The sequence below is a fragment of the Vibrio sp. M260112 genome (genome assembly GCF_036533775.1).
In the GTDB taxonomy this organism is placed as follows: domain Bacteria; phylum Pseudomonadota; class Gammaproteobacteria; order Enterobacterales; family Vibrionaceae; genus Vibrio.
This window is the reverse complement of sequence record NZ_JATABH010000023.1, coordinates 39,171-51,641: the sequence shown is the minus strand read 5'-3', so window position 1 is coordinate 51,641 and position 12,471 is coordinate 39,171. Positions and strand designations below refer to the sequence as shown.

The window sequence follows — 12,471 nt, the reverse complement described above, 5'->3', positions numbered from 1 at the left end:
AGGTTCAGTTAACTCGTTTCCGCTCGACTTGCATGTGTTAGGCCTGCCGCCAGCGTTCAATCTGAGCCATGATCAAACTCTTCAATTTAAGATTTTGTCGGCTCAATGAATACTGAACATTACATAAGTAATGTTTGAATTGACTGTGCTCTTATTGGTCTTTACTTTTGAAAAAGTAAAACAAAACAGCTCAAGGCTGTTGCCCAATTCGAATGGTCACTTCGTTTCATTGAAACCTAATTTGAAACCCCTCTTTATTTAGAGAAATTTCTAATTGGATTATCATCAACGAGTGCCCACACAGATTGATAGGTCTATATTTTTAAAGAGCTTTTGTTTTGAGGTCTTCTCAAAACGGACGGCCATTTTATCGAGATAACTTTCAGTGTCAAACACTTTTTTCGTTATTTCTTCGAAAGTTATTAGTTAACTTTCACCGTCGTTATTGCCAGCGCTTATTAGCTCGGTATCCCGTGGCAACGGAGGCGCATTATAGGGAGTTTCCAAATGAGTACAAGAGCTAAATTCAAAAAAATACCGTTTTTCGCATCGTTCGCTCACATAACAAACAATAAGCCTAAAAACAGAGCAAAAGGGCCTTAAAAAGGGCCCTTTTGCAAGTGCTGTAATAGCTGTAATTATTGGTGAGCAATAATCTGATCGTTGTTCACCAACAATTTAACTGGCAGATCCGGGACAACTTTACCTGCCAAAATGGCTTTCGCCAGCGGGTTCTCAACACTTTGCTGAATGGCTCGTTTGAGTGGTCTTGCGCCATATACTGGGTCAAACCCAACTTGAGCAATAAGTTCCAGCGCTTTGTCTGAGACTTCTAGCGAGTAACCTTTCTCTTCCATTCGTTTAGATAAACGCGCTAATTGAATAGAAGCAATCGCTTTAATGTGGTCTTGACCCAACGGGTGGAACACCACACTTTCATCAACTCGGTTTAGGAACTCTGGGCGGAAGTGTTTGCTCACTACATCCATTACTTGCTGTTTCATACCCTGATAATCGACCGTTCCAAAGTTTTCTTGGATTCGAGTCGAACCTAGGTTAGAGGTCATGATCACCACAGTATTGCGAAAATCGACCGTTCTACCCTGCCCATCAGTTAAACGCCCATCATCAAGCACTTGCAGCAAGATGTTAAAGACATCAGGATGCGCCTTTTCGACTTCATCCAACAAGATTACTGAATACGGTTTGCGACGAACCGCTTCTGTCAAATAACCACCTTCTTCGTAACCGACGTAACCTGGAGGCGCACCTACCAATCTCGCCACTGAGTGTTTTTCCATAAATTCAGACATGTCGATACGAACCATCGCATCTTCACTATCGAACATGAATTTAGCCAGTGTCTTACATAGCTCGGTTTTACCTACCCCTGTTGGGCCTAAGAATAGGAATGAGCCAATTGGCTGGTTTGGATCCGACAAGCCTGCACGGCTACGGCGAATGGCATTGGAGACTACCTCTACCGCTTCCGTCTGACCAATGACGCTCTTATGCAGCACATCTTCCATACGTAGCAGTTTTTCTTTTTCTGCTTCCAGCATTTTCGATACCGGTATCCCCGTCTGCTTAGACAGAACATCGGCAATTTCATTGTCTGTGACCTTATTACGCAGTAGGGTCATTTCCTGCATTTCAGCTTGAGTCGCAAGATCTAGCTGTTTTTCTAGTTCAGGGATACGCCCATATTGCAACTCAGACATTCGGTTAAGATCACCAGCTCGACGGGCAAACTCCATATCCATGCGTGCTTGTTCTAGTGCTGACTTAATATGCTGTGTTCCCGACAGAGCCGCTTTTTCTGCGTTCCAGACTTCTTCCAGTTCCGCAAAATCTCTTTCTTTATCCGCTAACTCTTCGTTTAAGATAGTTAGTCGTTTTTCACTGGCATCATCATGTTCATTAATCAGAGCCTGTTGCTCGATTTTGAGCTGAATGATTTTACGCTCTAATTTATCTAAAGATTCCGGTTTAGAGTCGATTTGCATACGGATGCTGGAAGCCGCTTCGTCAATCAAGTCGATGGCTTTATCGGGTAGCTGACGATCTGATACGTAGCGATGCGATAAACTCGCCGCAGCAACAATCGCTGGGTCGGTAATTTCAACGTGGTGATGAAGTTCATAACGCTCTTTAAGTCCTCGCAAGATCGCCACGGTATCTTCAACACTTGGTTCATCAACGATGACTTTTTGGAATCGACGCTCCAACGCTGGGTCTTTCTCTATGTATTGTCGGTACTCGTCAAGTGTCGTCGCACCAACGCAATGCAACTCTCCTCTCGCTAATGCAGGCTTAAGCATGTTGCCTGCATCCATAGAGCCTTCTCCCTTGCCGGCACCAACCATCGTATGAATTTCGTCGATAAAGAGAATAATGTTGCCCTCTTCTTTAGACAGTTCATTGAGAACCGATTTCAGACGCTCTTCAAACTCACCACGATACTTAGCACCTGCCACCAGCGCTCCCATATCGAGCGAGAGCACGCGACGACCGCGCAAGCCTTCGGGTACTTCGTTATTAACGATACGTTGCGCTAAACCTTCAACAATCGCTGTTTTACCAACCCCCGGCTCACCAATTATGACAGGGTTGTTTTTGGTACGACGCTGCAAAACTTGAATGGTGCGGCGAATTTCGTCATCGCGGCCAATCACTGGATCGAGTTTCCCTTGTTCAGCACGCTCTGTCAGATCAATGGTGAATTTTTCCAGTGCTTGGCGAAGCTCTTCCGCATTCGGATCATTCACTTTCTGTCCACCTCGAACCTGATCGATGGCTTCAGATACTTTAGTTTCAGTTAAGCCTAGCTCTTTCAGTAGTGAGCCCAACTGGCCTCGGTCTTCCAATGCCGCTAATAGAAAAATCTCTGATGAGATGTAGGCATCTTGACGCTTCTGAGCCACTTTGTCGCATAGGTTAAACATGGTTCCCATAGCGCTAGAGAGCTGCACATCGCCACCAATACCACTCACTTTTGGTAAACGGTCAAGGATCTCACTCAATTTCGAGCGCAAATGAGTAATGTCTACATTTAGCATGGTGAGCAAGGGACGAATAGGACTGCCATTCTGATCCATTAATGCCACCATCAGGTGCACTGGTTCAATGTATTGATGATCGCGGCCCAATGCCAACGATTGAGCGTCAGATATGGCGATTTGGAATTTGCTTGTGAATCTGTCAAGACGCATATCTACCTTCCTATCTCAACTGAGAAAAAATAACTAATCAGTATGAAAGATGGATACGCCAATAGAGTTTTTCAAGGGGAGGAATAGAGTTTACGGTAGGAAATAAAGCGATTATTTTTCTATCCAGATAAAGGTCGCTTGTCTGCCTGTGATGCCATCTCGGCGGTAGGAATAGAATCGTTCAGAGTCAGAGTAAGTACATAAATTACTATAAAAGATTTGCTCAACACCGACTCGACGCAGTCGTTGGGTAACAAGTAGGTTCATATCCGCTAGCCATTTCCCCTGTTGAGTTCGGGGTTCAAAGGCATCAATGGCTCGTGGTTCAATACAAGTAAATGCCTCTACGACATCTTGACCAACCTCAAATGCACGCGGTCCAATGGCAGGACCAATCCACGCCATAACCTCACCCTCAAACTTTTCGACAGCATTTTCGATAATGCCGTGCGCTAGTCCTCGCCATCCGGCATGAACCGCGGCGACTTGAGTGCCTGACACGTTGGTCAGTAGTACTGGTAAGCAGTCAGCTGTCATTGCCGAGCAGACGACGCCTTGGTGCTCAGTAAACGCTCCGTCAGCATCCAGTACTTCATTGGTTGGAGCATCTAAGTTAACCACCACTGTTGAGTGGGTCTGATTCAGCCATACTGGCGCAGAAGGCATAGACGCTTTCTGCGCCAACCAATGACGATTTTTCTCAACGATCGCATAATCATCACCAACATGAGTCCCAAGGTTAAGTCCTTGATAAGCGCCAACAGAAAAAACTTCTCCTCGAGTAGAGGAAAACGCTTTTATATGTTTCGCAACTGGCCAGTTGGGGATGATCATCTCCATGGTTAGATCTCGTCGCCTAAACCATGTTCACGAACGTCTTGTCGCAGAGCTTCTGCCATGGCAACCATGTCATCTGGTACAGGCGCATGGAATTCGACTTCCTCGCCTGTAATTGGATGTTCAAACTTTAGCATCACAGCGTGAAGCGCTTGACGGTCGAATGAACGAATCATTGTCGCCAACTCTTCTGTCGCGCCCGCCGGAATACGTGCACGTCCACCATAGGCAGTATCACCTAACAGAGGGTGCTGTAGGTATGACATGTGCACACGAATCTGGTGCGTACGACCAGTTTCAAGACGTAGACGGATACGGGTATGTTCGCGGAAGTGTTCTGCCACTCGGTAATGCGTTACGGCGGGTTTGCCCATTGGGCTTACTGCCATTAGAGTACGCTTCGTTGAATGACGACCAATAGGTTGTTCTACTCGCCCACCTGCGGTCATTCTACCAATAGCAATCGCTTCATACTCACGAGTAAAGTGACGCTTTTTCTGCAAAGCACGAACTAATCGTGTCTGTGCCGGAACTGTTTTTGCTACAACCATCAAGCCCGTTGTGTCTTTATCTAGACGGTGAACGATACCTGCACGAGGTACTTCGGCAATATTTGGGTAATGATGGAGTAAAGCATTCAGCACAGTGCCATCTGGCGTGCCTGCTCCTGGGTGAACAACAAAACCACGTGGTTTATTGATCACTAGAATGTCATCGTCTTCATAAACGATGTCTAATGGAATATCTTGCGCTTCCCAACGCTGCTCATCTTCAAGTTCCGCTTGCAGAATAATCTCTTCACCGCCCATCACTTTGGTACGAGGTTTGGTGACGACTTCACCATTCACCTGAACTTTCCCGTCCAATAGCCACTCTTTGAGGCGTGAACGAGAGAAATCAGCGAATAATTCCGCAATAGCCTGGTCTAGGCGCTGCCCTAGTTGGCTATCTTTTACTGTGTTTGTTAACTCAATCTGCTGGGCCATATCGAACTTTTTTAAAAACTGTGAGACTAATTGTCACTACTGTGGAAAAATGTACTATTGGACATTGTATCTGTTACGGAATAGAAAGTAACGGAAGCAACAGAAATATTTATCTCAAGGAATCGAATCCTGACATGAAAAAGCATACTTTATCTGGCTTGTTGGCATTATCAGTACTGGTAGGCTGCTCTAGCAGCGAAGAGGTTGTTCCAGATGTGCCACCATCTGAGCTTTACTCAGAAGCACAGGTTTCGCTTCAAAGTGGTAACTGGCTTACTGCCATTGATAAGCTTGAAGCACTCGACTCTCGTTACCCATTTGGTGCTTACTCAGAACAGGTTCAGCTAGACCTAATTTATGCGTACTACAAAAATGATGACCTAGCATTAGGTCTCGCGACGATTGAACGCTTTACACGCTTAAACCCAACTCACGAAAAATTGGATTGGGTTCTTTACATGCGTGGCTTGACACACATGGCACAAGACCGCAACTTTATGCATGACTTGCTTAACACTGATCGTAGCGATCGTGATCCTGAGCCTGTGAAAAAAGCCTTTGCTGACTTTAAGAAACTGCTTGAGCGCTACCCAGATAGCCCTTACGCAGAAGACTCACAAAAACGCATGTATGCGCTAAAAAATCGTCTTGCTCAATATGATTTAGCAACGGCCGACTTTTATCTACGCCGTGAGGCTTGGATTGCCGCGATTAACCGCACCCAAGAATTGCAAAAAACCTATCCAGATACTGAAGCCGCTCGCAAATCACTTGAGATTCAATTGGAAGCCTACAAGCAACTAGGACTTGAAGATGCGATCAAAAGAACTGAGCAACTGATTGAGCTTAACCCTCAGTAAGCGTCTATTAAATAAAGCAAAAAAACCTCCGACATGGAGGTTTTTTTATTGGCGAACTTTGCGCATGTTGAACTAAAGAACTACATTTTATTCAGTGTATTGTTGAGGTGTTGCATGCTACGAACCGTTGCTATTATTTCTTTACTGTGCTTTTTCAAGGACCGATATTTCAATGACGACAATATCCTTCCTGATGATCAGGTCTACTTTACATTAGCCGCGTACAATGCAGGGCCAGCCAATATTAGGAAAATGCGACGACTCGCTGAACAGAATGGTTATGACCCGAACAAATGGTTTCGCAACGTAGAAATTATGGCTCGAAGAAATATCGGCAGAGAGCCCGTTCACTACGTATCCAATATCAATCGCTACTTTGTCATCTACAAACAGCTCAAATCTCTAAAGCAGCTAAGGGAGTATCAAGCGGCACAAGCCCAATTAGTGACCATTGAATAGAGATCAAGAGTTATTTGAAGTTAGTTAGAGAAATAAAGCTGAAGAAAATCTGGGATTTAATTCACAAATGCTAGGTGGCTAAATGATAGGCAAAGACTTTTATTAGGTCGAACAACGTCCCTAAAAAGCATTGAATTTTTAGCACGTTACCCTTACCAATCTAATCGGTTTTTCATCTAGCACAAGCTTTTTCACACTAAAATTCACGTACTCTTTGAGTTGGATCACGTTTAGTTTTAAGCACGAAAAACACCTACCAATAAGTGATTTAGATCACGTTATTTTATCTTTGAATAAGTAATCTGGAGTTAACCCATGAGGGATTAAACAGAGGAAAACATCTATGAAAGTAAATATCACTGGTAAAAATATCGACATCACCTCTGCAATCCGCACTCATATTGAGAGCAAGTTTAAGAAGTTAGAAAAGTGGCAAGTAGACATCATCGGTTGTCAGGCGACCTTCAGCGAGGAGCCAAATAAACAGAAGAAATTTGAAGCTGTTATCACCGTGCCTAAAGGACAACTAGTTGCTTCCGCTACTCACGAAGATTTATATGCTGCCGTTAATGAGGTAGAACAAAAGTTAGAACGCCAGCTAAACAAACTGCGCCACAAACCTGAAGCGCGCCGTACCGATAAGCCAGAGCTTGAAGAAGAAACGGAATAAAATCGAATTTTGTACCAGCAATTAAAAATAGCGCCTAGGGGCGCTATTTTTTTGTTGACGCTCCATACTCCGTTGCTTATTGTGTTTAAAGATTCACAACAAAGTAAATTGTTATGCACCAACTCACTCTGTTCTTTTTTGACTTCTTTTTTCTCCATTTAACTTGAGGGCTCTCGCGTTTTCGAAAGATAAGTCAAAAACGAACAGAAAGCCTCCCACGGGAGGCTTTTTTTATGAGGAATACTAGGATGACTGACCAAAAATACTCACTTGAAGAAATACGACTGCGTTTAAACGAACTGGATGATCAGCTGCTAAGACTGTTATCTGAACGTCGTAAAATGAGTATAGAGGTCGCGAAAAGTAAAGTGCAGACCTCAAAACCTGTACGAGATGCCGATCGAGAACAACAGCTATTAGTTAAGTTGATCAATAACGGACAGGATAAGTACCAACTTGATGCTCAGTACATCACCAAATTATTCCACACCATCATCGAAGACTCTGTTTTACTACAGCAATCATACCTGCAAAATTTGGCAAACCCAGAGCTGAGCCGCAAGCCTCTGGCTCGTGTTGCATTCCTCGGTTCAAAGGGCTCATACTCACATCTCGCCAGTCGAGAGTACTTCAGTCGCAAGAACACAGAACTCATCGAACTGAACTGTGAACACTTCAAGCAAGTCACTAATACTGTTGAGTCAGGTCATGCAGACTTTGGTGTACTTCCTATCGAAAACACCAGTTCAGGTTCAATTAACGAAGTATATGACCTACTGCAACACACTACTCTCTACATTGTCGGCGAGCTAACGCTGCCTATCGAGCATTGCTTAGTAGCGAACTCCGATCTACGTCTTGAAGAGATCAAAACACTCTACTCACACCCGCAACCACATGCACAGTGTAGTGAGTTCTTGAGTAAACTCGAAGGCGTTAAGCTTGAATCTTGTGCCAGCACCGCCGACGCAATGAGAAAAGTAAAGGAACTAAACCGCAATGATGTCGCAGCGATTGGCAATGCGTCCAGCGGTAAACTGTACGGTCTACAGCCTATTCAAAGTAATATCGCCAACCAGACAGAAAACCATACTCGCTTTATTGTCGTTGCTCGTAAGCCTGTCGAGGTATCTGCGCAAATCCCTGCGAAAACCACTTTAATCATGTCAACGTCCCAAGAAGCGGGCTCACTGGTTGAAACACTGTTGATACTGCAACGTTACGGCATCAATATGACTAAACTGGAATCACGTCCTATCATGGGTAATCCGTGGGAAGAGATGTTCTACGTCGATCTCGAAGCTCATTTAGACTCTCAACAAATGCAGCATGCGTTGAATGAATTGACTAAGATCACTAAACATCTGAAAGTATTGGGGTGTTACCCAAGCGAAAATGTGAAGCCCACTCAGGTTAAATTGCAATAATTAGTCTACGTAGCTCAAAGAAATCTTATCTAACAGCTGACACTTTTCACTGATATTCTTAGTATCTAATATTTAGTTGCATATTAGTGTTGTGTCAGCTCTATTCAGCTGATCGTAAGTACTCTTTTAAGGTATCGCCCAGTCAGCATGAGAACTTCGTTGTTATCCCTAGTGTTTCTGATCAGTTCTTCAGTTTGCGCTTCTTCATTAAGCATTTACATGTGGGAAGACTCTCTCTCACCAACCGTACGGAACAATTGGGAAGCCCTGTCAGGTGTGCCACTTCATCTCTCTCATTTCGATAATGATGACGAGCGTAGTCTATTGATGATGAAAAGTTTCCAGCTACCATTTGATGTCGTCGTACTCGACAATGTGTCGGCACAAATTTACGGAAGAAATGGCGCTTTTGAAGAGTTAACCCAGCTAAAAAACAGAACGAATAATGCAGAGAGTTGGAACCAAGCGTGCGGTGACTACGCCGTTCCTTACTTCTGGGGATCGGTAGGCATCGCTTACCGCAAAGATCGCATCTCTTTACCACCAAAAACTTGGCAAGAGTTTGTGACTCCTCCACCAGAGCTAGTGGGTAAAATCGGGATGATCAATGACAGTACTGAAACGTTCTTACCCGTTCTTTATAGCCTAAACATGTCACCGACAACCGCTAACCCTGCTGAGTTGCAGGAAGCCTACCCTAAACTGCTCGTTTTCAATCGAGCCGTTCACACCTACGAATATGTTCTCAGCCATATCAGAAGCCAATCTGACGATGCCCCTTTAGAAATGGCCTTAGCGTACAGTGGCGATCAGCACTCGTTGAACCGCTATCTTGGTCAAAATCTATGGGAATACGTCATCCCTGAAGGGGAGATGTTTATTTGGATAGACTGTCTGGCTGTAAGCAGCCACTCTGAGAACAAAGCACAAGCAGTGGAATTTTTAGAGTATTTAATGACGCCAGATGTAGCCGCAACAAATGCAATCGATATAAAAGCTGCGACTCCGAATATTAAAGCAACGGAGCTCTTACCCGACTGGTACCTAAACGATACAACATTATTTCCACCAGCCAACCGGTTAGAGCATGCTCTTATAGATAGCGAACTCTCGGCAGAAAACATCAGTCTAAGAGCAAAGATAATTAATAGGTTACTAAGTCAACATGAAGTTAAACACTAGAGTCCTGCTACTCGTTGCGCCCGTCATCCTATTAAGTGCGGCTATCTCTAGCTATAGCATCTATATGAATCAAAAGGACGCATTCATAAAGCGTGAAAGCAGCTACTTGCAGTTTTCTATGGAGAAGCTTGCCAGCCATTTTCGTCAATCTATCTCATTGATCAATAGTTACTCGCTCACCTTAACTAAGAGCGACATTATTCGCCGTTACTTCGGTCAGTCGGATAATCCTTATCGCGAGATGAGAATGATTGAAAACCTGCAAGACACCATAAAGAGCCTGCAACCCAATCAAGAAGATGACATTGCTGTTGCCATTATAGATGGTCAACAGAATGTTCGTTTTTATGCGGACAATCAGAGTGATCCTTTTGCCAAGCTCGATGAGAACGTCTTAAAGTATGTGCAGCATTTCTATCAAAACACTGGTGACAATTCTCACACTGGTTTCGCCAAAGGTTATCAAGGTCAAAGTATCCTGATTCGCTATGATGTGCTTGATGCTCATACTCTTAGCTCACCCTTGAGTTACAACAAGGATCAAGTTTTCTTTGTTGTTGTGTCTCTTTCATTGAGCAAGTTTGATCAGCTCAAAAGTAGTCTGGAATTCGACAACGACAGCAGTATTTTCTTTTCTTCGCAGCCAGTGACCAAGTCCGGATTAACGCAATCTATTGAGCTTAAAACAGGGCTGTACGCAACGTTAGATCCCGCACAATATCTAATAACAGAAAAGCTCGCTAAAGTTGAACAGCGTTTGCAGCTCTCCTTTGGCGCCTCTTCCGCGGCCACGGTGCTAATCCTACTGTTCTTACTTTACCGTCACGTCATCAGTCCGATCACCCACCTTGATCGTCAACTGAGAGAGGTCGAACTTCGTCAACGGGTTAATATCGAGAAACTCACTAGTAAAAATGAAATTGGTCGCCTTTCTGTTCGTTTCTACGATATGTATAAAGAACTCAATTCAAGCTACCAAAAAACCAAAGCGATGGCTGAAAATGACCATTTGACTCAGCTTGCCAATCGCTACCAATTCCAAGTGTATGTTGAGCGCACACTCGCAAACAAACATCGCTATACTCACGCTTGGATTCTGTACATCGATTTGGACAATTTTAAATACGTCAACGATAAATATGGCCACCATATAGGGGACTCATTGCTGGTCAATTTTGCCGAGCACATTCGCACACTTAGCCAAAGTAAACAGCAACACCATGGCATTGAATGCATGGCATCTCGTCTATCTGGTGATGAATTTGCCATTTTCATCGCCGCCGGCCACGACGGTCAATATGCTGATCACATCGCACAAGCGGTATTAGAACCGATTCAGAATCATGCGGATCCTAAACTAGGTCGCTTCCCTATTACCGCCAGTATCGGTATCGCTTCATACCCAGATGACGGTATGGTGCTTGCAAAACTACTTTCAAACGCCGATACGGCGATGTATCAAGCCAAGCGAGCAGGTAAAAACCAAATCGCTCACTATTCGAAGGAGCTTGATGATATTGTCCAACGTCGAACTCAGGTAGAACGAGCGCTACGCAACGGTGACTTAGACAATGAATTCACGTTGCTCTACCAACCTTACTATGATCGCCTAGGTGAAAAGATAAAAGGTGTCGAGGCTTTATTACGCTGGGATTCTCCGAAACTCGGCAAGGTGACACCAACTGAATTTATCCCAATTTCTGAACAGATTGGGCTATTTGGCATGATAGACCGTTGGGTTATAAAACAAGCTTTCAAAGATTTTACCAAATTGCAGGCTTGCTTTGACGAGCCGATCCAGCTATCAGTCAACCTTTCTTCTGCGGAGCTTGATTCACTACAGTTAGCGAACGACATTGAAGAGCTGATGTCCTTGTATCCGATTCAGGCTGATTTGATTGATTTTGAAATCACAGAAACATTTGCATCCGATTCACAAAGCTATAGCTTGCTCTACGCTTTGACGCAGATGGGCTTTAAGTTGACGATTGATGACTTTGGTTCCGGCTACAGTTCTATTACTCAGCTAGTCGAATACCCTGTACAGAAAATTAAGTTTGACCGCGAGTTTTTGGAAACCTTAATCAAAACCGATAATCAACAAGTTGTGAAACCACTGGTTGATCTTTGTCATTCTCAATCTATGATGGTGACCGCGGAAGGGATTGAATCACCAGAGATGCACCGCTGGTTAGCAGACAATAAATGCGACTATATGCAAGGCTACTATCTCTCTGCTCCTCTGCCTTTATCCCAGTTACAGTTTGCTCAAACTCAATCCAAAGGAAGTCGAGATGTCGAAAAAGAAGGTGATTGTAGCATCGCTTAATCCTGCCAAAATCAATGCGGTTAAAAGTGCCTTCGAAGCCACTTTTCCAACTGAGAAGTTTGATTTTGTCGGTACAAGTGTTCCAAGCGAAGTTGCAGACCAACCGATGAGCAATGAAGAAACGTATACCGGTGCCATAAACCGAGTCCGTAACGCCAAACAAGTTGTCCCTGATGCCGATTATTATGTTGGTTTAGAGGCGGGTATCGAAAGTAATGTCACGTTTGCCTGGATGGTCATTGAATCGGCGACTCAGCGTGGCGAGTCGCGCTCTGCCAGTTTGATGTTGCCACCACTGGTCATAGAGAAGCTCAAAGACGCGAATGAATTGGGCGATGTGATGGACGAGGTATTCGCGACTGAAAATATTAAGCAAAAAGGGGGGGCGATCAGCTTACTTACTCATAATCTGCTGACCCGCAGCTCCGTATATCATCAAGCGCTGATTCTCGCCTTGATTCCTTTTGCCAATCCTGACCACTTTCCAGCGAATCTGTAAAAAAATAAGG

General features: G+C 44.2%; 9 protein-coding genes, 1 rRNA gene, 1 pseudogene and 1 other annotated feature. Of the genes and pseudogenes, 7 read left to right on the top strand and 4 right to left on the bottom strand.

Features of this window, described 5'->3' with window-relative positions; genetic code table 11:
* The 4 genes from QTN95_RS11715 to rluD all read right to left on the bottom strand — a co-directional run.
* Window positions 1-88 (bottom strand): 16S ribosomal RNA (locus QTN95_RS11715); the annotation flags it as partial.
* A 550-nt stretch (window positions 89-638) separates the two neighbouring features.
* Window positions 639-3,212, bottom strand: a complete 2,574-nt coding sequence (clpB, locus tag QTN95_RS11710; RefSeq protein WP_331417596.1) for an ATP-dependent chaperone ClpB — start codon at window positions 3,210-3,212, stop codon at window positions 639-641.
* Between the two features lie 111 nt (window positions 3,213-3,323).
* On the bottom strand, window positions 3,324-4,052 hold the full coding sequence (gene pgeF / locus QTN95_RS11705; RefSeq protein WP_331417595.1) for a peptidoglycan editing factor PgeF: 729 nt from the start codon (window positions 4,050-4,052) through the stop codon (window positions 3,324-3,326).
* Between the two features lie 2 nt (window positions 4,053-4,054).
* Window positions 4,055-5,035, bottom strand: coding sequence for a 23S rRNA pseudouridine(1911/1915/1917) synthase RluD (rluD, locus tag QTN95_RS11700; RefSeq protein WP_331417594.1), 981 nt, complete (start codon window positions 5,033-5,035; stop codon window positions 4,055-4,057).
* A 134-nt stretch (window positions 5,036-5,169) separates the two neighbouring features.
* Between rluD and QTN95_RS11695 the strand changes: the two genes are divergently transcribed.
* The 7 genes and pseudogenes from QTN95_RS11695 (at window position 5,170) to yjjX (ending at window position 12,461) form a co-directional block, all read left to right on the top strand.
* A complete protein-coding gene (locus QTN95_RS11695) occupies window positions 5,170-5,895 on the top strand; it encodes an outer membrane protein assembly factor BamD (protein ID WP_269377360.1) in 726 nt (241 codons plus the stop codon).
* Between the two features lie 150 nt (window positions 5,896-6,045).
* Window positions 6,046-6,354: pseudogene (locus tag QTN95_RS11690) on the top strand (lytic transglycosylase F); the annotation flags it as partial.
* Between the two features lie 343 nt (window positions 6,355-6,697).
* Window positions 6,698-7,024 (top strand): ribosome hibernation-promoting factor, HPF/YfiA family, encoded by a 327-nt coding sequence (gene hpf / locus QTN95_RS11685; RefSeq protein ID WP_138971358.1) that lies wholly within the window; start codon window positions 6,698-6,700, stop codon window positions 7,022-7,024.
* A 115-nt stretch (window positions 7,025-7,139) separates the two neighbouring features.
* Window positions 7,140-7,259: a sequence feature (Phe leader region), on the top strand.
* 13 nt (window positions 7,260-7,272) lie between these two features.
* Entirely contained in the window at window positions 7,273-8,451 is a 1,179-nt protein-coding gene (pheA, locus tag QTN95_RS11680) for a prephenate dehydratase (RefSeq protein WP_138971359.1), read from the top strand.
* Between the two features lie 147 nt (window positions 8,452-8,598).
* The gene (locus tag QTN95_RS11675) at window positions 8,599-9,633 is read left to right on the top strand and encodes a polyamine ABC transporter substrate-binding protein (protein WP_331417593.1); all 1,035 of its coding nucleotides are present in this window, start codon (window positions 8,599-8,601) and stop codon (window positions 9,631-9,633) included.
* A complete protein-coding gene (locus QTN95_RS11670) occupies window positions 9,617-11,962 on the top strand; it encodes a putative bifunctional diguanylate cyclase/phosphodiesterase (RefSeq protein ID WP_331417592.1) in 2,346 nt (781 codons plus the stop codon). The genes QTN95_RS11675 and QTN95_RS11670 overlap by 17 nt, the downstream gene beginning before the upstream one ends.
* Window positions 11,928-12,461 (top strand): inosine/xanthosine triphosphatase, encoded by a 534-nt coding sequence (gene yjjX / locus QTN95_RS11665; RefSeq protein WP_331417591.1) that lies wholly within the window; start codon window positions 11,928-11,930, stop codon window positions 12,459-12,461. The genes QTN95_RS11670 and yjjX overlap by 35 nt, the downstream gene beginning before the upstream one ends.
* Window positions 12,462-12,471 lie beyond the last annotated feature (10 nt).

Excerpts from the sequence above, each read along its gene's own strand:
- yjjX (WP_331417591.1), top strand. The coding sequence starts at position 11,928 with ATGTCGAAAAAGAAGGTGATTGTAGCATCGCTTAATCCTGCCAAAATC.
- QTN95_RS11675 (WP_331417593.1), top strand. The coding sequence starts at position 8,599 with ATGAGAACTTCGTTGTTATCCCTAGTGTTTCTGATCAGTTCTTCAGTT.
- QTN95_RS11695 (WP_269377360.1), top strand. The coding sequence starts at position 5,170 with ATGAAAAAGCATACTTTATCTGGCTTGTTGGCATTATCAGTACTGGTA.
- pheA (WP_138971359.1), top strand. The coding sequence starts at position 7,273 with ATGACTGACCAAAAATACTCACTTGAAGAAATACGACTGCGTTTAAAC.
- clpB (WP_331417596.1), bottom strand. The coding sequence starts at position 3,212 with ATGCGTCTTGACAGATTCACAAGCAAATTCCAAATCGCCATATCTGAC.
- pgeF (WP_331417595.1), bottom strand. The coding sequence starts at position 4,052 with ATGGAGATGATCATCCCCAACTGGCCAGTTGCGAAACATATAAAAGCG.
- QTN95_RS11670 (WP_331417592.1), top strand. The coding sequence starts at position 9,617 with ATGAAGTTAAACACTAGAGTCCTGCTACTCGTTGCGCCCGTCATCCTA.
- rluD (WP_331417594.1), bottom strand. The coding sequence starts at position 5,035 with ATGGCCCAGCAGATTGAGTTAACAAACACAGTAAAAGATAGCCAACTA.
- hpf (WP_138971358.1), top strand. The coding sequence starts at position 6,698 with ATGAAAGTAAATATCACTGGTAAAAATATCGACATCACCTCTGCAATC.